The sequence below is a fragment of the Pantoea sp. USMM079 genome (genome assembly GCF_037153115.1).
Classification (GTDB): Bacteria; Pseudomonadota; Gammaproteobacteria; order Enterobacterales; family Enterobacteriaceae; genus Pantoea; species Pantoea communis.
Map to the genome: position 1 here is coordinate 1 of NZ_JBBCKX010000008.1, position 20226 is coordinate 20226.

Genomic DNA, 20226 nt, shown 5'->3' on the forward strand with positions numbered 1-20226 from the left:
CAGATTGTCTGATAAATTGTTAAAGAGCGGTGCAATCAGCGCCTTAAGCTGCTGTTGCGAGGTGGCGTATATTACGCTTTCCTCCTTCAGAGTCAAACACTTTTTTCAGCGCTTTTCTCCGGCGGGATGAATTTCTTCACTCCCTGCTGAGCCGCCTGCGTTGCCGCTTTGCCGCTTTGCCGCTTTGCCGCTTTGCCGCTTTGCCGCTTTGCCGTCTCAGTGGTGGCGCATTATAGGGAGTTATTCGGAGCTGACAAGGGTTTATTGCAAAAAAATGATCGTTCGACCTAAATTTAGCCACAACGCTCTATTTCACAACGATTTGCCTGGTAACTGCACAAAATCCTGGGCAAAAACCGCCACTTTATTCCAATCGGTGTATTCCACTTCTTTAGAGGTATCGGTCTCACCGCCCGTCATACGCATAATCAGTTGAATCATGACACGGTCAAACCAGCGATAGTGGGGATAACGCAACGCGCCGGCAAACACCGCACAGCAATCTGGCTGCCAGGGTGACTGCTCCAGGAACTTATGCGTATAGGCGTTGGTTGCTGGCGTGCACTTATCTGCTTTACGCGCCGTAAGATTGACGCTGAAGAAGCCACTGACGCGCTGATGCAGCTCAGCTTTATGCTGAGTAACAAACTTCATTAATGCAGGATGGAAATGTCCGTAACGAATTGAAGCGCCAATCAGCACGCGATCATACTGCGACCACTCAACCTGCTGTACTTCCAGTAAATCAATCACGTCACACAGCTGCTGCGGCGCTAGCGTCTGTGCAATACGCGCTGCGATCTCACGGGTTTGCCCATCACGGCTGGAATATAGAATCAATGCTTTCATTAGATAATCCTGTTTCTCTTATTCACGCCAGAAGGTCGGGGTGAACAGGACCAGCAGTGTGAACACCTCAAGGCGTCCAAAAAGCATGGTTAAAATCAAAATCCACTTAGCGACGTCATTCATAGACGTGAAGTTATCCGCTACAACACCTAAGCCTGGGCCGAGGTTATTCAGCGTTGCGGCAACCGCAGCGAAAGCGGAGAAGTCATCGACGCCCGTCGCGATAATCGCCAGCATGCTGAGTAAGAACACCAGCGCATAAGCAGAGAAGAATCCCCATACCGCTTCAAGGATACGCTCCGGCAGTGCGCGATTACCCAACTTGATGGTGTAGACCGCGTTCGGATGCACCAAACGCTTAAGCTCACGCGACCCCTGCTTAAACAGCAGCAGAATACGAATCACCTTCAAGCCACCGCCAGTCGATCCCGCCATACCGCCGATAAAAGCCGAACAGAGCAACAGTACAGGCAGGAATAATGGCCAGCGCGCAATACTATCGGTGGTAAAGCCAGCAGTCGTTGCCATCGACACCACCTGGAAAAAGGCCTGGTTCAATGTTTGCCAACCGCTGGCATAGACGTTGTGGAACCACAGCACTACCGTACAGATCAGCACTAACGTCAGCTGTACGCCAATAAACATGCGAAATTCGGGATCGCGCCAGTAAACTTTGAGGCTGCGGCCGCTCAATAAAGAGAAGTGCAAGCCATAGTTACAGCCCGAGATCAGCAGGAACACCGCCACGATGGTATTGATGGTAGGACTGTTGAAGTAGCCGATACTCGCATCATGTGTAGAAAAGCCACCAATCGCGATGGTCGAGAAGCTGTGACCGATGGCATCAAACACCGGCATGCCCGCCAGCCACAGCGCCACCGCACAGGCCACGGTAAGTAAGACATAGATTAGCCACAGCGTTTTAGCCGTTTCCGCAATACGCGGGCGCATCTTGTTATCTTTTAACGGCCCCGGCATCTCAGCACGATAAAGCTGCATGCCACCCACGCCAAGAATCGGCAAGATGGCCACCGCCAGTACAATGATCCCCATACCGCCCAGCCATTGCAGCATCTGACGATAGAACAAAATCGCTTTCGGTAAGGTATCAAGGCCCACCAACGTAGTGGCGCCCGTGGTAGTCAGCCCAGAGAAGGATTCGAAGAAAGCATCGGTAACCGAAAGGTGCGGCTGTTCGGCAAAAATGAAAGGCATCGCACCCACACTACCCAGCACCGTCCAGAACAGCACGACGATCAGAAACCCTTCGCGCGGTTTAAGTTCGGTTTTCTTTTTGCGATTAGGCCACCACAGCAGCGAACCAATCACAATCGCCATCATAAAGGTCTGGCTAAACGCACGTCCGGCGCCATCGCGATAAATTAAGGCCACCAGCCCCGGTAGGATCATCGTCACCGAGAATAAAATTACCAACAGTCCCACGATGCGGGTAATGGCGCGAAAATGCATTCAGCCGTTCCTTTATACAGATGCTTTTAGTTGTCCAGCGGGATGAGCGTCAGCGCGCCCCGGCTGTAATCAGAAAGGTTTTGCCGAAAGCCATCAATTTGCGGATGCGGCAACGCCAGACGTAGCGCGATACGATCCTGATAATGGCTCTCTTCAATGATGCCGTCAAAGCGTTGCAACAGACGCTCGATATCACTCAACTGGGCATAATCACATTGCAAGGTAAAAGATTGCATCGGCACTTTACGCGCACGCATCAGTTGCTTCAGCCCCTGCTGCACGCCGCCGCCATACGCTTTCACTAATCCACCGGTCCCCAGCATGATGCCGCCATAATAGCGCACTACCACTGCGGTAATTTCACCGACGCCGCTACCCATTAGCTGTGCCAGCATCGGTTTGCCCGCCGTGCCAGAAGGCTCACCATCATCGGAGAAACCCAGCTGCTGCGAATCATCTGGCGCACCGGCAACCCACGCCCAGCAGTGATGGCGCGCCGCAGGATGTTCCAACTTCACCTGCTGGACAAAAGCACGCGCCGCCTCAACGCCAACGGTATGCGCCAGATAAGTCATAAAGCGGCTTTTCTTAATGGTTTCCTCACTGAGGCTCACAGCCTCAGCGGGAATATCGTACGCATCCATCAGGCCAGATGCAGATCGCGCGTCATGTTTTCAACGCGATTGGCATGGATCACCACATTGTCTTCGATACGAATACCCCCGTACGGTTTCAATGCGTCGATCGCCTGCCAGTCAAAGTACTGGCTGTATTTACCGCCACGCAGTTTTGCCAGTAGTGAATCGATAATGTAGAAGCCTGGCTCGATGGTCAGCACCATGCCCGGCTCGAGCACGCGGGTACAACGCAGATAAGGATACTGTAATGGTGCCGCCAGGTGCGTGCCATTGTCATCCTGCATAAAGCCTGCGACGTCATGCACCTGTAAGCCCAGCGGATGGCCCAAACCGTGCGGCATAAACGGACCGGTCAGGTCTTCCGCCACCAGCGTCTCTTCGGTCAGACCTTTCACCAAATCGAATTTTAACAATAGACGGGCAATACGCTGATGCATTTGCAAATGGTAATCGGTGTAACGCACGCCCGCTTTCAACGTCGCAATCAGCGCCAGCTCTTCTTTATTCATCGCCTCTACCATTTCGGCATAACGCGATTTGCTTTGGGCTGCATAGCTGCGCGTCAGGTCGGCGGCGTAACCAAGGTATTCCGCACCCGCATCAATCAGGAAACTGTGGCGCTTCGCCGGTGGCTGATGGTCGAGCCTGGTGTAGTGCAGCACCGCAGCATGTTCGTTAAGCGCGATAATATTGCCGTAGGGCACATCCGTATCACGATGGCCAGTCGCCGTCAGATACGCCTGGTTGATATCGAACTCACTCATACCTGAGAAGAAGGCTTCTTTTGCCGCACGATGTCCTGCTACCGCCAGCTTCTGCGCTTCGCGCATACAGGCCAGTTCGTAATCCGTTTTGATGCTGCGATGGTAATGAAGGAAGTCGATCACGCCTTTGGGATTCACGCGATCGCTATTGATGCCGAGTTGTGTGGCGCGGGAGGGCACAGGTCCGATATAAGCCACATTGTCGCGCTGAGCCGGCAGCAGTTGCCCAATCTCATCGGCATCTTTCAGGCCCACCACCTCAACATCCTGAGTCCAGAAGCTGTTGGGCAATGGCTCGACGTTATGCCAGTAATCCACAGGCGAGTAGAACCACAACTTTGGCTTGTTAACGCCATCGATCCATAACCAGCAGTTAGGCACTTGCGTGACAGGAACCCAAGCCTTGAATTGCGGATTCACCTTAAACGGGTAGTCGTGATCGTCGAGAAAAACGGTTAACAGCTCGCCAGAGTGAATCAACATCGCATCAAGTTTAAAGCGTGCCAGCACCTGTTGCGCTCGCTGTTGCAGCGTATTGATATGCGCGTGATACAGGGTTTTCAGTGAATCCATGGACTTGTCTCCGATATCGCGAAATTGGCCGCAGTGTAGCACAGCCTCAAGTCTGTTGCCGTGCTGCACTCGCTGTGATCGGCGTATCAAATAAGCAAAGACTCGTTTGCAAAAAATTAACATGCCGCCCACACTCCAACTCATCTGGTATGACCAGATCACCTTTCGCGGTTTCAGGAGACGGACATGCTCTACCAAGGCGATACCCTTTCAGTTCACTGGCTTGATGACGGCATTGCCGAGCTGATTTTCGATGCCCCCGGTTCAGTGAACAAACTCGACACCAAAACAGTTGCCTCATTGGGCGATGCACTCAGCGTGCTGGAGCAACAGCCCGAGTTGCGTGGCCTGCTGCTCACCTCGGCCAAACCGGCATTCATTGTCGGTGCCGATATCACCGAATTCCTGTCGCTATTTGATGCGCCAGAAGAGAAGCTGAGCCAATGGCTGGCGTTTGCCAACAGCATCTTCAATCGCCTGGAAGATTTGCCGGTGCCGACTGTCGCTGCGATTGACGGCTACGCGCTGGGCGGCGGCTGCGAGTGTGTGCTGGCGACAGATTTCCGCGTCGCGACGCCTGCTGCACGCATCGGCTTACCGGAAACCAAACTGGGCATCATGCCGGGGTTTGGCGGCAGCGTGCGCTTGCCACGTTTGCTCGGCGCTGATAGCGCACTGGAAATCATTGCCGCAGGAAAAGATGTTGATGGCACCAGCGCCCTGCAACTCGGCCTGGTCGATGCGGTCGTGAGCAGCGAAAAGCTACGCGCTGCAGCACTCACAATGTTACAGGATGCCGTTGCGCAAGGCAGCTGGCAGGCGCGTCGGGCACCTAAGCTGGCCCCACTGAAATTAAGCCCGATTGAAGCGGCGATGAGCTTCACCATTGCCAAAAGCATGGTGATGCAAACCGCAGGCAAGCATTATCCCGCGCCTATCACCGCGGTGAAAACCATTGAAGCGGCATCCGGTTTACGTCGTGACGATGCATTGAAACTGGAAACCGCTGCATTCGTGCCGCTGGCACAAAGCGATGTGGCGCGCGCGCTGGTCGGTATCTTCCTGAACGATCAATATGTCAAAGGCCTGGCGAAAAAGCACAGCAACGCAGCCGGTGCACCGCAGCAGGCCGCCGTGTTAGGCGCAGGCATTATGGGGGGTGGGATTGCTTATCAGTCGGCATGGAAAGGCGTGCCGGTGAAAATGAAAGATATTAATCCGCAGGCGCTGACGCTGGGGATGACGGAAGCCAGCAACCTTCTTAACAAGCAACTGGAACGCGGCAAGATTAACGGTGCCAAACTGGCAAGCGTTCTCACGACGATTCAGCCCACGCTGGATTACGCCGGTTTCGAACGTGCCGATGTGGTGGTCGAGGCCGTGGTCGAGAACCCACAAATCAAGGCCAAAGTGTTGGCAGAAACCGAGCAACATCTGCGCGATGATGCCGTACTCGCCTCCAACACATCGACCATTCCGATTAGCCAGTTGGCGCAATCGCTGCAGCGTCCAGAAAACTTCTGCGGCATGCACTTCTTTAATCCCGTACCACGCATGCCACTGGTTGAGGTCATCCGTGGCGAGCAGACTTCAGAAGCCACCATCAGTAAAGTGGTGGCCTGGGCCAGCAAGATGGGCAAAACGCCGATCGTGGTGAATGACTGCCCAGGTTTCTTTGTGAACCGTGTGTTGTTCCCCTACTTTGCCGCTTTCAGCCTGCTGCTACGCGATGGCGCTGATTTCCGTCAGATCGATAAGGTGATGGAGAAACAGTTCGGCTGGCCTATGGGCCCGGCCTGGTTGCTGGATGTGGTGGGCATTGATACCGCCCATCACGCACAACAGGTCATGGCGCAAGGCTTCCCTTCCCGCATGCAGAAGGATTACCGCGACGCGATTGATGTGCTGTTTGAAGCCAAACGTTACGGCCAGAAAAACGGCCTGGGCTTTTACAGCTGGGAGCAAGATAAAAAAGGCAAAGCCCAGAAGAAAACCGATCCGGCTGTTGATGCGCTGCTGGAACCGATTTGCGAGCCGAAACGCGTGTTCAGCGATGAGGACATTGCTAACCGCATGATGCTGCCAATGCTCAATGAAGTGGTGCGCTGCCTCGAAGAGAAGATTATCGCCTCACCGGCTGAAGCCGATATGGCGCTGGTGTACGGCCTCGGTTTCCCTCCGTTCCGAGGGGGTGCCTTCCGCTATATGGATACGCTCGGCCTTAGCAATCTGGTTGATCAAGCCAAACGCTACACCCCACTCGGCCCGTTGTATGCGGTACCTGAACTGTTAGTGCACAAAGCGCATCAGCATCAAAGCTGGTATCCCGCAGCCCAACCGATTGACGAAGCGACACTGCAAAGTGCCTGAGGTAAAGAATATGGAAAAGGTAGTCATAGTTGATGCGGTACGTACACCGATGGGCCGTTCAAAAGGCGGCGCGTTTCGTCAGGTCCGCGCGGAAGATCTCTCGGCGCATCTGATGCGCGAATTGCTGAGCCGCAACCCCGGCGTTGATCCGGCCTCTCTGGATGACATCATTTGGGGATGCGTGCAGCAGACGCTGGAACAGGGCTTCAACATTGCACGTAACGCAGCACTGCTGGCCGAAATTCCGCACCGCGTGCCAGCCAGCACGGTGAATCGCTTGTGCGGTTCGTCAATGCAGGCGCTGCACGATGCGGCACGCGCCATTATGGTGGGCGATGCGCATAGCTGTTTGATTGGCGGCGTCGAACATATGGGCCATGTGCCCATGAGCCACGGCGTTGATTTCCATCCGGGTTTGGGCCGCACCGTGGCAAAAGCCGCTGGCATGATGGGATTAACCGCTGAAATGCTGGCGCGCATGCATCACATCACCCGTGAGCAGCAGGATGCCTTTGCGCTGCGTTCACATCAGCGCGCCTGGGCTGCGACTCAACGCGGCGATTTCAAACGCGAAATCGTGCCGACCTATGGCCACGATGCCGACGGCGTATTGAAACGCTATGAAACGGATGAAGTGATCCGCGAAGATACCACGCTGGAAGGGTTGGCTGCGCTGCGCCCCGCGTTTGATCCGGTTAACGGCACCGTCACCGCAGGCACCTCTTCGGCACTCTCCGATGGCGCCGCCGCCATGTTGATCATGAGTGAAAGCCGCGCGCGCGAACTCGGACTGACCCCGCGTGCACGCATCCGCAGCATGGCGGTGGTCGGCTGTGATCCTTCCATCATGGGTTACGGTCCAGTGCCGGCCAGCAAACTGGCACTGAAGCGCGCCGGGTTAAGCGTGCAGGATATCGATCTGTTTGAGCTTAACGAAGCCTTTGCCGCGCAGACACTGCCGTGCATTAAGGATTTGGGATTGCTGGATCAGCTTGATGAGAAAGTGAATTTGAATGGCGGCGCGATTGCGCTGGGGCATCCGCTGGGATGTTCGGGGGCGCGTATCAGCACGACGCTGCTCAATCTGATGGAACGTCGTGATGCGCAATTTGGTCTGGCGACCATGTGCATTGGCTTAGGCCAGGGGATCGCGACGGTGTTCGAACGCGTTTAATACGTTGAAGCACGTGTTCCCGCCCTTTCGGGCGGGCTTTTTTACTCAGATAAAGGCAAACGCATCGCCAAACATCTGCGCTTCAACTGCACCACGTTCCGCACAAAAACGCTCACGTGCAATCTTTGCCATCTCAAAGCGGCCCGCAATATAGATATCGTGCTCGCTGAGAGTTTCATAGTCCTGCATCACGGCGGTCAACACCGTGCCACTACGTCCATCCCAACCCTCTGCGGGTTGTTCTACCACCGGAATCACCTTGAGATGAGGATGCTTGACCGCCAACGCGTTCAACTCATCCAGATCGTACAAATGCATCAATTCCCGGCCGCCCCAGTAGATGGCGATATCGCGGTCTGGCTGCTGCGCCAGTGCCGTCAGCAGAATCGAACGTGCATAGGAGAAACCGGTGCCGCCCGCGATCAGAATAATGGGGCGATCGCTGTCTTCACGCAGCCAGGCATCGCCATGCGGCATATCCACCGTGATTTGACGATCGTTTTTGATGCGATCCATCACCGCCATCGCGTAGAGGTTAAGATCGGAAGCGCCGATGTGCAGCTCAACAATGTCTTTTTCCATTGGCGTTGAAGCCAGCGAAAACGGACGCTTATCGCGCTCATCCATCACCACCATCAGATATTGCCCTGCGCGGAAGCTAAAATCCGCGGCCGGAATCAAACGGACGCGGTACACCGTGTCCGTAATCGCTTCGACAGAAGTCACTTTGCAGCTTAACGTCGTCATACGTGCCCTTTTTTATGGTTTTCTGCCGCCTTTAGCGCTGCGGCGGCTCGGCAAAGATAGCTAACTCATCCCAAATGGCGTCAATACGCGCGGTCACTGCCGGATCTTTCACAATCGGCGTGCCCCACTCACGAGTGGTTTCACCGGGCCACTTATTGGTGGCATCGAGCCCCATCTTCGAGCCCAGGCCGGAAACCGGTGAGGCGAAGTCGAGATAATCGATAGGCGTGTTCTCCACCATCACGGTATCACGCGCCGGATCCATCCGCGTGGTAATGGCCCAAATCACGTCGTTCCAGTCGCGTGCGTTAACGTCGTCGTCGCACACAATCACAAACTTGGTGTACATAAACTGGCGCAGGAAAGACCAGACGCCAAACATCACGCGTTTGGCATGCCCGGCATACTGCTTCTTGATCGTCACCACCGCGAGGCGATAAGAACAGCCTTCCGGCGGCAAGTAAAAATCGACAATCTCCGGGAACTGCTTAATTAGAATCGGCACCAGCACTTCATTCAGCGCCACACCCAATACCGCAGGTTCATCCGGCGGACGACCGGTATACGTTGAATGATAAATCGGGTTGCGACGTTGCGTTACGTGCGTCACGGTAAATACCGGGAAGCTGTCTACTTCATTGTAGTAGCCTGTGTGGTCGCCGTAAGGGCCTTCTGGCGCCATGTCACCCGGTTCGATGTAACCTTCTAAAACGATCTCTGCGCTGGCTGGCACTTCAAGATCGTTAGACAGGCACTTCACCACCTCGGTTTTATTACCGCGCAGCAAGCCAGCAAAAGCATATTCCGACAACGTATCGGGTACCGGCGTCACGGCGCCCAGAATCGTGGCCGGATCGGCACCCAGCGCCACGGACACCGGGAAGCGTTCGCCCGGATGGGCTTTGCACCACTCCTGGAAATCCAGCGCGCCGCCGCGATGCGACAGCCAGCGCATGATCACGCGGTTTTTACCGATCACCTGCTGGCGATAAATACCCAGATTCTGACGTTCTTTATGCGGACCACGCGTGACGGTTAAGCCCCAGGTAATCAACGGCGCGGCATCGCCCGGCCAGCACTTCATCACCGGAATGCGCGACAGATCGACATCATCACCGCTGAACACTTCTTCCTGACAAGGTGCATTGCGCAGGCGCTTGGTCGGCATGTTCAGCACTTGTTTGAACTGCGGCATTTTATCGAACAGATCGCGGAAACCTTTTGGCGGCTCGGGTTCTTTCAGAAACGCCAGCAGCTTGCCCACTTCACGCAGCGCGCTGACCTCTTCCTGTCCCATGCCCATCGCCACACGCTTAGGTGTGCCAAACAGGTTACACAATACGGGCATGTCGTACCCTTTCGGGTTCTCAAACAGCAGCGCCGGACCGCCGGCACGCAGGGTGCGATCGGCAATTTCGGTCATCTCCAGCTCAGGATCGATCTCCTGAGTGATGCGCTTTAACTCGCCGCGCTGCTCCAGCAACGCGAGGAAGTCTCGTAAATCCTGATATTTCATGCGGCGTTAGCTTCCAGCCAGGGTGAATTGGCCATTATAGGTCTGATTTACGCCGGCGTGTTGTGGTTTGTGGTTCAAGCTGGCTGACAGGAGAAAGGCACCAGCGATTGAATGGCCAGCACATCGTGATGTGCGGCGATTGGCTCACCATGACGGAACACTTTAAAGTCTTCGCCGCGCGCGCTGTAGTAACGCAGGCGGTTTTCACTGACGTGCAGGAAACTGGCTTCTCGCAGGGCGATCACCGACTCATGTGGATTGACGGCGCAGAACTCCGCCAGACGCTCATCACGCGTTTCCCCCATATGCCCGCTGACGTGAGCATCCAGATAGTGCGGATTGATCTGCACCGGGAACAGGCCTAATGCAGGCAAGACCACGCTGCTGCGCACCGGCATATCGTTGGTGGTACGGATCGATGGCGTAGCCACATTGCAACCGGCGCTCCAGCCGATGTAAGGCACATCTCGCTCACGCACGGCACGCTGAATCGCCACGATCAGTCCGTGCTCATGCAGCATCTGATTGAGGAACCAGGTGTTGCCGCCGCTCACCAGGATCAACTCCGCCTGTTCAATCGCCGCCACCGGGGAGTCAAACTCATGCACGGTGCGCACCTGAATACCCAATGAGTCAGACAGGTCTTGTGCACGCTGCGCATGGTCACCACGAATGATGGCATAGGGTACCAGTACGGCCGAGGTGATACCGCGTTGGGCGATCATTGCGTGCAGTTGTGGGTGAGCGTAGCTCAACAGTGGCGCGTCTTCGGCCACTTTGCCATTACTTAATAAGAACAGTTCCATCAGCCAGTCCTTTTTCAAATGAGAGCGAAAGATGGGGAAGGAGTCTGATACAGATGGTCATCAGCCGTCAATTTTCTTGCAAGAAAGCGTTAATAAGCCGCACCAATCGGAAAATTCGTAGTGATTTTTATTTCACAGCCGCGTTTCCACTGGCCGATGCGCTATAACTCTGACAGCAGGTTTGTTATTCTTAGCGTCCAATATTTGGGAGCAGTTATGGAATCCTGGTACTTACTCTATTGCAAACGTGGACAGCTGTTGCGCGCGAAAGAGCATCTTGAGCGGCAGGAGGTGAATTGCCTCAGCCCGATGATCGCTCTGGAAAAGATTGTGCGCGGTAAACGCACCACGGTGAGTGAGCCGCTTTTTCCCAACTATCTGTTTATCGAATTCGATCCGGAAGCGATTCACACCACCACTATCAGTAGCACGCGCGGCGTCAGCCACTTTGTGCGCTTTGGCGCGCAACCGGCAACGGTCTCCAGCGAAGTGATTGAAGCGCTGCAAACCGATGTGCCGCAAATTATGCTGGATCCAGAAACGCCACAAAGCGGTGATGAAGTGATCATCACCGAAGGGACTTTTGAGGGGCTGCGCGCTATTTTTGCCGAGCCTGATGGCGAAACCCGCTCGGTGTTACTGCTAAACCTGCTCAACAAACAAGTGATGCGCAGCGTCGACAACAAACAGTTCCGTAAGCTTTAAACCAGTTTAAACAGCTGACGTGCGTTGTGATTGACCTGCGCACCCAGCGCTTCAGCCTCTTCCCCACGCCAGTTCGCCACCTGCTGCACAATATGCGGCAGGAAACAGGGCTCGTTTCGACGCGAAGGCGGCCGTGGATGCATATCACGCGGGAGCAGATAAGGCGCATCGGTTTCCAGCAGCAGACGCTCGGCTGGAATCAATGGCAGCATCTCACGCAATTCCAGGCCACGACGTTCATCGCACACCCAGCCGGTAATGCCCACCGATAAGCCCAAGGCCAGGCACGATTCCAGTTCATCACGCGTGCCGGTAAAACAGTGTGCCACCGCGCCCGTCAATTTCGGCAGCCACGGCTCCAGCACTGCAACAAAACGATCGTGTGCTTCGCGGCAGTGGAGGAACACCGGAAGTTGTAACTCTGCTGCCAGCGCCAGCTGTGCATCAAAGGCGTATTCCTGCTGGTCGTGCGCCGAGAGATTGCGGTTAAAATCGAGGCCGCATTCACCGATGGCCACCACTTGCTCACTCTCAGCCAGACGGCGCAGCGTGTTCGCCGTCTCTGCCGACCATTCACTGGCGTGATGCGGATGTACGCCGGCTGTAGACCAGCAGTAGCCTGGATGCTGTGCCGCGAGCTGACGCGCCTGCTGGCTCTCCAGCGCATTGGTGCCGGTAATCAGCAGGCCGGTGACGCCTGCTTCGCGCGCGCGTTTAACCACCTGATCGCGATCTTTTGCGAATTGCGTGCTGGTCAGGTTTACACCGATATCAAACATGTCTTCTCCCAAATAAAAAACCGCCCAATGTGTGGGCGGTTTAGATTCTTAACGCTCATCCCGCTCGCGTGCGGGAATGCCTTGTCAGGATTCGGTATTCTGTTCCTCATCCTCTGAATCTGACGCCTTGCGCCCTTTACCCACATAGTAACGGGAGAAGAATACGCCGACTTCAAACAGGCAGTACATCGGAATAGCGAGCAAAGTTTGCGAGAAAACATCCGGCGGTGTGAGCAGCATCCCAACAACGAACGCGCCAACCAGAATGTAGGGACGTTTCTTTTTCAAATCCTCTGGCGAGGTAATGCCGGTCCAGCACAGCAGAACAATCGCAATCGGTACCTCAAACGCTACGCCAAATGCCATGAAGAGAGTCATGACGAAGTCGAGATAATTGGTGATATCAGTAGCAATGGTGACGCCCTGTGGCGCGGTTTTGGCAAAGAAGCCAAACGCCAGCGGGAACACGATGAAGTAAGCGAAAGCCACGCCAACGTAGAACAGCAGCGTACTGGAGAACAGTAGCGGCATCACTAGCTTACGCTCATGGCGATACAGCGCAGGCGCCACAAAAGCCCACACCTGATACAAGATCACCGGCACCGCAAGGAACACCGAAACAATGATGGTGAGCTTAATGGGGGTGAAGAACGGTGAAGCCACGTCAGTGGCGATCATGCTGGCACCGGCTGGCATCTGGCTAATCAGCGGCGAAGCCACTAAGTGATAGATGTCGTTGGCGAAATAAACCAGGCACAAAAAGATAGCAAACACCGCAATAATGCAGTTCAGCAAACGCTTACGCAGCTCAATCAGGTGGCTGATGAGCGGTTGGGTATCTTCAACGGCCATGTTTATCTTTCATCTTTTACGGTGGGGGTGGGCGTCGCATTCTGCGCGGTATTAACAGGTGCCGCAGCCTCTGCTGTTACCGGTTGAGGTTTCTGAGCCGGTGCGCTGGCCGGGTGCTCTGCCGCCGCTGGCTGAGGTGCCTGAGCCGGTGCGCTAGCCTTGTGCTCTGCCGTCACCGCCTGAGGTGCCTGAGCCGGTGCGCTAGCCTGATGCTCTGCCGCCGCGGGGGTGACCGGAGGCTGGCTTACCGATTCAGAAGATGTGCCTGCAGACGACGGTTGATGAATGGTGTTCGCTTCATCTTCCGCTTTTTCGATATCGATGCTCTGCTGCACAGAACGCTTCATCGAATCGGCGGTTTTACGCAACTCTTCCATCGACTCTTTCAGTTCCGGTGACAGTGAGCCACGGCCCGCTTCCTCAACCTTTTTCAGGCTGTCCTGCAATTCCTGCAGTTTCAGCTCCTGCGCCAGTTCGTTTTGCACGTTAGCAGCCAGGGAGCGAATCGCCCGAATCCAGCCCACGACGGTTTTCACCGCAACCGGTAATCGTTGCGGGCCAAGAACGATCAGCCCGATAACGAACACCAATACCAGTTCACTAAAACCAATATCGAACACAGTTAACCCTTACTTGTCCCGGGCGTCGTCTTTACTCGCCGAGGTTTGCTGTTTGTCTGCCAGAGTCTTGGCGTTGAAGTCAGCGTCCTGCTCTTTCGGTTGATCCTTTTTATCGTCCTCATCGCCCATGGCTTTTTTGAAGCCACGAATAGAAGAACCTAAATCCGAACCCAGGTTGCGAAGTTTATTGGTACCGAACAGAAGTACAACAATGACGGCAATGATGATCAATTGCCAAATACTGATACCGCCCATGAGATATGCCTCTAATATTCTGTGAAAAACTCTGAATTGAAACGCACAGAAAGCCCGTATGAATTCGGGCTTTAGCCTGCGACATTACGCGATTTGCACCAGTCAAACAATCAGTTTGTCTTGCGCCAGCCTATCAGCCAGGTGACGATGCCAGCGGCCATTAGTAAGGCTGGGAAGAAATCCCAGTCGGGTCGACTTAACAGCACCGCGGTGCCACTTAATAACAGTGTAGCCCCTACGCCAAACAGATAACGTGCCTTGTGATGGCGCGTACGTTGCGCATTCATATCGCTGACCAGTTTATCGACGCTGTGCTGCAATAATTTATGCTGACGCATGCTGTCGTAGAACAGTTCAGGCAACTCCGGCAGTTTTTCAGCCCAGAATGGCGCCTTCTCTTTCACTGCGCGCAGAATCGCAGGAATGCCGATCTGATCTTTGATCCAGTCTTCGAGGAACGGCTTCGCGGTTTTCCACAGATCGAGCTGCGGATAAAGCTGACGGCCAATGCCCTCAATGTAGAGCAGCGTTTTCTGTAACAGCACCAGTTGCGGCTGCACTTCCATATTGAAGCGACGCGCGGTGTTAAACAGGTTCAGCAGCACGTGGCCAAAAGAGATCTCAGCCAGCGGCTTCTCGAAAATCGGCTCACAGACGGTACGAATGGCGAACTCAAAATCTTCTACATTGGTATCCGGCGGAACCCAACCAGAATCCACGTGCAGTTCCGCCACTTTGCGGTAATCACGGTTAAAGAAGGCAATGAAGTTTTCCGCCAGATAGCGCTTATCTTCTTTATTCAGCGAACCGACAATACCGCAGTCAATCGCGATGTACTGCGGATCTTCTGGATGGTCATAGCTAACGAAGATGTTGCCGGGGTGCATGTCAGCATGGAAGAAGCTATCGCGGAACACCTGGGTGAAGAACACCTGCACGCCGCGTTCTGCCAGCAGCTTCATGTTGACACCATGCTTCTCCAGCGTCGCCACATCAGAAATCGGAATGCCGTAAATACGTTCCATCACCATCATCGATTCGCTGCAGTAATCCGAGAACACTTCCGGCACATACAGCATCGGGCTCTGCTCAAAGTTACGACGCAGCTGAATGGCGTTCGCCGATTCGCGCAGCAGATTGAGTTCATCAATCAGGGTCTTTTCGTAATCGCGCACCACTTCAACCGGGCGCAGACGACGACCATCCGGCAACAGACGAGGAACCCAATGCGCCATGCGGTAAATCAGCTTCATATCCGCTTTGATCACCGGCAGGATGTCCGGGCGAATCACTTTGATCACGACGTCACGGCCGTTAGACTTAAGCGTAGCAGTGTGAACCTGCGCAATCGAAGCAGAAGCCAGCGGCTTAATATCAAAATCGTCAAACCAGGTGTCGACAGGACCGCCAATGGATTGTTCAATCTGCTGCTGGGCTTTCAGACCATCAAAAGGCGCCACGCGGTCCTGCAACACCGCCAGTTCATCGGCGATGGCCGGTGGGAAGAGATCGCGGCGCGTCGAAAGCATCTGACCAAATTTGATCCACACTGGACCAAGTTGCTCCATTGCCAGACGAATGCGCACGCCCGTCGATTCATTTTTGTGCTTGTTAGGGATCCAGAAAATACAACGTCGCCAGATACGAAGCGGCAACGTGATGCGCATGTGAGGAATCAGTTCATCAAGCCCGTAAGTCAGAAAGACCTTGATGATGAAGTATAAGCGCCGAATTTCTCCCAGCGTCATTTCGCCTCCAGCTGTGCTAAACGCGCTTCGAGCGCATTAAGCGAACGTTCCATCGCTTCAACCTCTTCACAGAACCACGCCAGCTCCAGTGCACCGGGCGCAACCCGCCACTCTTCCGTCAGCACCTGACCGAGATAATCCTGCCGACGTGTCACCTGTCGCTGCACAAATTTCAGCGCCTGCTGAGCAGCCTGACTGACACCCTGCGCGGCAATGTCGCCGATCCACGGCGCCAGATACTCGGCTGGATCGAGCTCAGCGAGATCCATTAGCGCAGAGAATTGCTGAACCACTTGCAGATCGCCTTCCACGTCCAGCTCACCGCTACGGATCAAACTGGTCAGCTGCTGGCGATCGCGCAGTTTCGGCAAGGTGCTGAGGCGCAGGCTCACGCTACAGTCGCTGCTGTCCTGCCAGTCACTCAGCACATCCAGCTGCGATTCGCTAAACACCAGCACCAGCGGGAAATCCAGCTCTTGCAGGCGCAGCATCAGCACTTTACCTGCCAGACGTTGACGCGCGGCTTTCAGGCTACGATCACGATACAGAACACGATTGAGGGCGGTTTCAAGGCCGCCCGTGATTAGCGGGGTAAAAGTCATGATCAATCAGAACTTAAAGCCGCGATGCAACGCCACAATACCGCCAGTCATGTTGAAGTAAGTGGTATTTTCAAAACCCACATCGTTCATCATCGCCTTCAGGGTTTCCTGATCGGGATGCATACGAATCGATTCTGCCAGATAGCGATAGCTATCGGCATCCTGCGCCACCAACTGCCCAATACGCGGCAGGATGTGGAAGGAATAGGTATCGTAGGCTTTGCTCAGCGGTTCCAGCAGCGGTTTGGAAAACTCCAGCACCAGCAAGCGTCCGCCTGGTTTCAGCACCCGGAACATCGAGGCCAGTGCCTTCTCTTTTTCGGTGACGTTACGCAAACCGAAAGAGATGGTGATGCAATCGAAATAGTTATCCGGGAACGGCAGCGCTTCGGCGTTGGCCTGCACATAGCTGACGTTGCCTGACACGCCCATATTGCGCAGCTTCTCGCGGCCCATCTTCAGCATCGAGCTGTTGATATCCGCCAAAACAACCTGACCCGTCTCGCCCACCAGGCGAGAGAATTTTGCTGTCAAATCACCGGTGCCGCCGGCCAGATCCAGCACACGCTGACCACGACGCACGCCGCTGCTGTCGATGGTAAAACGCTTCCAGACACGATGGATGCCAAACGACATCAAATCGTTCATCAGGTCATATTTTGCCGCTACGGAATGAAACACGTCCGCGACTTTATCGGCCTTTTCGCTTTTCGCGACGGTCTGAAAGCCAAAATGAGTAGTTTCCTGCTGTGATTCATCTGCCATCGGGTTTACCTGTTCCACAAACAATTCTTGCCGAAGTGTATCAGAGTCGCGCTACGCGAGCACGCGACCACCGTGCTATTCGTTGATGCGGCGCAGTGAAGCGGTGGGAGAATCTGCCACATTTTCATTGGGCTCGGGATCGTCCGCCCAATCTTCGCCCGCTTCTTCCGGCTGCGCTTGTTCGACCAATTGGGGATTGATCGGCCGTTTAATCTCCACGCCTAACGCGCGGAAGGATTCGCTTTGCGCAATCAAATTGCCGCGCCCTTCTGCCAGCTTTTTCATCGCCTGATGATAACTCTGCTGCGCTTTATCGAGGCTGTGACCGATACCGCTCATATCATCCACAAACAGCCGCATTTTATCGTACAACCGCGTAGCTCGGTCGGCGATGCGTTGCGCATTGCGACTCTGATGCTCATAACGCCACAGGTTGTTGATGGTGCGCAACGCCACCAATAATGTCGTAGGGCTTACCAGCATGATGTTCTGCTGCAGCGCTTCGCTGATCAGCTCTGGCTGCCGATCAATCGCCAACAAGAACGCGGGCTCGACCGGAATAAACATCAACACATAATCCAAAGAGCGTAAACCGGGCAATTGTTGATAATCTTTTCGCCCCAGCAGCCGAATATGGCCGCGCATGGCGTTAACGTGCTCCTGGATCGCCTGCTCGCGCGTGGCTTCATCTTCTGCGTTGAAATAGCGTTCGTAAGCCACCAGCGTCATTTTGGCGTCAATCACCACATCCTTGCCCTGCGGCAACCGCACGATCACATCCGGTTGCATCCTGCCCTGCTGCTCCAGCTGCACGCTGACCTGCGTCTGATATTCATAACCTTCGCGCAGACCGGAGGCTTCCAGCACCCGCGCCAGCACCACTTCGCCCCAATTGCCCTGGATTTTATTGTCGCCTTTTAGCGCTTTGGTGAGGTTGACCGCTTCCTGCGCCATTTGCGCGTTCAGCTGCTGCAGTTGCCGAATTTCATGGGCCAGCGTGTGGCGTTCGCGGGCTTCCTGGCCAAAGCTATCCGTCACCTGGCGACGGAAACCATCCAGCTGTTCACGCAGTGGACCAATCAGCCCGTTGAGGCTTTGCCGATTCTGCTCATCCACCCGACGTCCGCTGTTTTCAAAGATGCGGTTGGCCAGATTCTCAAACTGTGCGCTGAGACGCTGTTCGCTGTTAGTGAGCAGGCGCTGCTTCTCTTCTGCGCCAAAACGCGTCTCTTCTAAACGGATGGTGACTTCACGCAGTTCAGCTTCTTGCGCACTGTTCACTTCCAGCTGATTACGCAATTCCCGGCTAAGCTGTTCGCTCTCACCACGCCAGTAATCGAGCTGTTGCAGCCGTTCCTGTGCACCGCTAAGCGTGCCATGAAGCTGCCGCAGTTCTTGCTCGCGCTGCTGAATTTGTTGTTGTAACCGTTCGAGTTGCTGCTGCTGGCGCTGTTGCGCCTCTTCCAGCAGGCGGCGTTCGGTAGTGAAGCTGGCGTGCTGGTGCCCGGCCCGCAACTGGGCCAAAATCCAGCCGAGACCCAGTCCGGCCAGCGCCAGTGCGCCGTTAATGATAAGTTGCTGATCCATAATCCCCCCGCGGATCGTTTCGCTGAGGGAAAAGGTAAGTCGCTACTGTATGAATGTCCAGACAGTTGTGTAGCTGGCAGATGATTTACAGCGCTTTCACCGTCAAATCACCCGCCTTCCACGCATCAATCAGGAAAAACGGCATCGGCAACAGCCATTCACTGCCTTTCACTTTGGCGGGATAGCACCAGCTTTGTCCGTTGTGAGTGAGTTCAACCTGCTGCCAGCCGTTATCAACATTCTCCACCTTGCCCGCCATGCTGGAATACCCTGCGTTGCTGCCGACGTGAAAACGCTCGGTTTGCCAGCGAATTGGCGGATGTGCGGGCCACGCCTGGGCATGATGGAATCGGAAGATGTCATCATGATTCAGCAGGCTTTCGCGCACCGTCGGCCACAACGCCACTTTGAGGAAGTATTGATCGGTGAAGCGTTCACTGCCGCTGTACTGGGCGATAAAGTCGCGTATCTGCTGTTCAACGTTGTGGAATACGCCATGACAGCCGCCCCACATGCCTGCCAGCAGCAGTTCGGTATGCGTAAAGTAGTCACGCATGTGATGGAACCAGCAGGGCGATTGCAGCCAGGCTTCTACCGCCGCCACTTCACGCTCCGACAGCAGGGAGTCCGCATCTCGCACGATATAACGCTTTACACATGGATCATCCATCACCAGAAAGCGCCACAGCGTCGGGAATATGGTCTTCTCATGTGACATATCCACTAACTGGACATTTGACTGCTTCAGACGCTGCCAGACGTGTTGCGGCACGCTGTCGTCAAGATAGATGCGACACATCCAACCGGGATAGAACTCGCGCGCAACCTCGATATTTTTGATCAGCGTTTCACAGTAGCGTGGTTGGCCACCATACAGACTGAAAGAGATGATATTTTCAGTTGGATTGGTGGGATTGAAACACGGCGGTGCTTCTGCGGGATACGCCACTGTGTGGCCCTGACGAAAGATCGCGTCAGACTTCTCCAGCGACTCACGGCCGTAACGTGCCACTTCATCGTGCTTTTCCAGCCAGCCACACACTTCGGTTAAGCCATCGAGCCAGGTGTCGGAAGCCTGCGCACGCTGCGCTGCCGATGCCTGATAGATCTTTTGATAAGTTTTGTAGGATTTTTTGTACTCCCCCACGCGCATTAGCGTCAGCGCATAGTCACTCAGTACCTGCATGTTTTGCGGCATGACGCGCAAAACCTCTTCGCAGCACTGACGTGCCACAGGAAAGTCAGAAGCCGCCATCGCCTCGCGAAAACGTGCTGCTGCGCCCTCAATACGCGATTGCGCAGCAGCAGGGGTATTCATAAAAGCGGGACGTGGAGATGAAACCATTTTGCGCATAAGCTGTGTCTCAGTATTGGCTGAAATTGCGCACATTCTAATCAGGCAGTTG

General features: G+C 54.8%; 19 protein-coding genes. 3 read left to right on the top strand and 16 right to left on the bottom strand.

Annotation, left to right across the window (positions count from 1 at the left end):
• Positions 1-312 precede the first annotated feature (312 nt).
• The 4 genes from hemG to pepQ are packed head-to-tail and all read right to left on the bottom strand — an operon-like array spanning position 313 to position 4294.
• Complete coding sequence (gene hemG / locus WFP70_RS13170; RefSeq protein ID WP_283216856.1) at positions 313-849, bottom strand: menaquinone-dependent protoporphyrinogen IX dehydrogenase; 537 nt, start codon at positions 847-849, stop codon at positions 313-315.
• A gap of 18 nt (positions 850-867) precedes the next feature.
• Positions 868-2319 (bottom strand): Trk system potassium transporter TrkH, encoded by a 1452-nt coding sequence (gene trkH, locus WFP70_RS13175; RefSeq protein ID WP_034827948.1) that lies wholly within the window; start codon positions 2317-2319, stop codon positions 868-870.
• 26 nt (positions 2320-2345) lie between these two features.
• Positions 2346-2963 carry an IMPACT family protein gene (locus WFP70_RS13180; protein WP_034827946.1) on the bottom strand — a complete coding sequence of 206 codons (618 nt, stop codon included), beginning with the start codon at positions 2961-2963 and terminating at the stop codon, positions 2346-2348.
• Complete coding sequence (gene pepQ, locus WFP70_RS13185; protein WP_337023619.1) at positions 2963-4294, bottom strand: Xaa-Pro dipeptidase; 1332 nt, start codon at positions 4292-4294, stop codon at positions 2963-2965. The genes WFP70_RS13180 and pepQ overlap by 1 nt, the downstream gene beginning before the upstream one ends.
• 186 nt (positions 4295-4480) lie before the next feature.
• Here pepQ and fadB point away from each other — a divergent pair, with 186 nt between their 5' ends.
• Both fadB and fadA read left to right on the top strand, forming a co-directional pair.
• Positions 4481-6664, top strand: coding sequence for a fatty acid oxidation complex subunit alpha FadB (fadB, locus tag WFP70_RS13190; protein WP_337023618.1), 2184 nt, complete (start codon positions 4481-4483; stop codon positions 6662-6664).
• Between the two features lie 10 nt (positions 6665-6674).
• The gene (gene fadA, locus WFP70_RS13195; RefSeq protein WP_182056795.1) at positions 6675-7838 is read left to right on the top strand and encodes an acetyl-CoA C-acyltransferase FadA; all 1164 of its coding nucleotides are present in this window, start codon (positions 6675-6677) and stop codon (positions 7836-7838) included.
• A gap of 45 nt (positions 7839-7883) precedes the next feature.
• On the opposite strand, the gene fre is transcribed toward fadA, so the two are convergent.
• The 3 genes from fre to pepE all read right to left on the bottom strand — a co-directional run bounded on the left by fre (position 7884) and on the right by pepE (position 10907).
• Positions 7884-8585 carry an NAD(P)H-flavin reductase gene (gene fre / locus WFP70_RS13200; RefSeq protein ID WP_160868719.1) on the bottom strand — a complete coding sequence of 234 codons (702 nt, stop codon included), beginning with the start codon at positions 8583-8585 and terminating at the stop codon, positions 7884-7886.
• 31 nt (positions 8586-8616) lie between these two features.
• Positions 8617-10101 (bottom strand): 4-hydroxy-3-polyprenylbenzoate decarboxylase, encoded by a 1485-nt coding sequence (ubiD, locus tag WFP70_RS13205; RefSeq protein ID WP_039329276.1) that lies wholly within the window; start codon positions 10099-10101, stop codon positions 8617-8619.
• A gap of 74 nt (positions 10102-10175) precedes the next feature.
• Positions 10176-10907, bottom strand: coding sequence for a dipeptidase PepE (gene pepE / locus WFP70_RS13210; protein ID WP_097118531.1), 732 nt, complete (start codon positions 10905-10907; stop codon positions 10176-10178).
• Positions 10908-11123: 216 nt separating this feature from the next.
• Between pepE and rfaH the strand changes: the two genes are divergently transcribed.
• Positions 11124-11612: a transcription/translation regulatory transformer protein RfaH gene (gene rfaH, locus WFP70_RS13215; RefSeq protein WP_038643771.1), complete on the top strand. Its 489-nt coding sequence runs from the start codon at positions 11124-11126 to the stop codon at positions 11610-11612.
• Here rfaH and tatD read toward each other — a convergent pair.
• The 9 genes from tatD to WFP70_RS13260 form a co-directional block, all read right to left on the bottom strand.
• Positions 11609-12391 carry a 3'-5' ssDNA/RNA exonuclease TatD gene (gene tatD, locus WFP70_RS13220; protein ID WP_034827928.1) on the bottom strand — a complete coding sequence of 261 codons (783 nt, stop codon included), beginning with the start codon at positions 12389-12391 and terminating at the stop codon, positions 11609-11611. The genes rfaH and tatD overlap by 4 nt on opposite strands.
• Before the next feature lie 84 nt (positions 12392-12475).
• Positions 12476-13243: a Sec-independent protein translocase subunit TatC gene (gene tatC / locus WFP70_RS13225; RefSeq protein ID WP_034827926.1), complete on the bottom strand. Its 768-nt coding sequence runs from the start codon at positions 13241-13243 to the stop codon at positions 12476-12478.
• A gap of 2 nt (positions 13244-13245) precedes the next feature.
• Positions 13246-13863: a Sec-independent protein translocase protein TatB gene (tatB, locus tag WFP70_RS13230; protein WP_337023617.1), complete on the bottom strand. Its 618-nt coding sequence runs from the start codon at positions 13861-13863 to the stop codon at positions 13246-13248.
• Between the two features lie 9 nt (positions 13864-13872).
• Entirely contained in the window at positions 13873-14118 is a 246-nt protein-coding gene (gene tatA / locus WFP70_RS13235; protein WP_034827923.1) for a twin-arginine translocase TatA/TatE family subunit, read from the bottom strand.
• A gap of 110 nt (positions 14119-14228) precedes the next feature.
• Positions 14229-15866 carry a ubiquinone biosynthesis regulatory protein kinase UbiB gene (ubiB, locus tag WFP70_RS13240; RefSeq protein WP_097118529.1) on the bottom strand — a complete coding sequence of 546 codons (1638 nt, stop codon included), beginning with the start codon at positions 15864-15866 and terminating at the stop codon, positions 14229-14231.
• Complete coding sequence (gene ubiJ / locus WFP70_RS13245) at positions 15863-16468, bottom strand: ubiquinone biosynthesis protein UbiJ (RefSeq protein ID WP_097118528.1); 606 nt, start codon at positions 16466-16468, stop codon at positions 15863-15865. The genes ubiB and ubiJ overlap by 4 nt, the downstream gene beginning before the upstream one ends.
• A 6-nt stretch (positions 16469-16474) precedes the next feature.
• Positions 16475-17233, bottom strand: coding sequence for a bifunctional demethylmenaquinone methyltransferase/2-methoxy-6-polyprenyl-1,4-benzoquinol methylase UbiE (ubiE, locus tag WFP70_RS13250; RefSeq protein WP_097118527.1), 759 nt, complete (start codon positions 17231-17233; stop codon positions 16475-16477).
• Positions 17234-17308: 75 nt separating this feature from the next.
• On the bottom strand, positions 17309-18820 hold the full coding sequence (gene rmuC / locus WFP70_RS13255) for a DNA recombination protein RmuC (RefSeq protein WP_337023616.1): 1512 nt from the start codon (positions 18818-18820) through the stop codon (positions 17309-17311).
• An 85-nt stretch (positions 18821-18905) separates the two neighbouring features.
• Positions 18906-20174, bottom strand: a complete 1269-nt coding sequence (locus tag WFP70_RS13260; RefSeq protein WP_337023615.1) for a tetratricopeptide repeat protein — start codon at positions 20172-20174, stop codon at positions 18906-18908.
• Positions 20175-20226 lie beyond the last annotated feature (52 nt).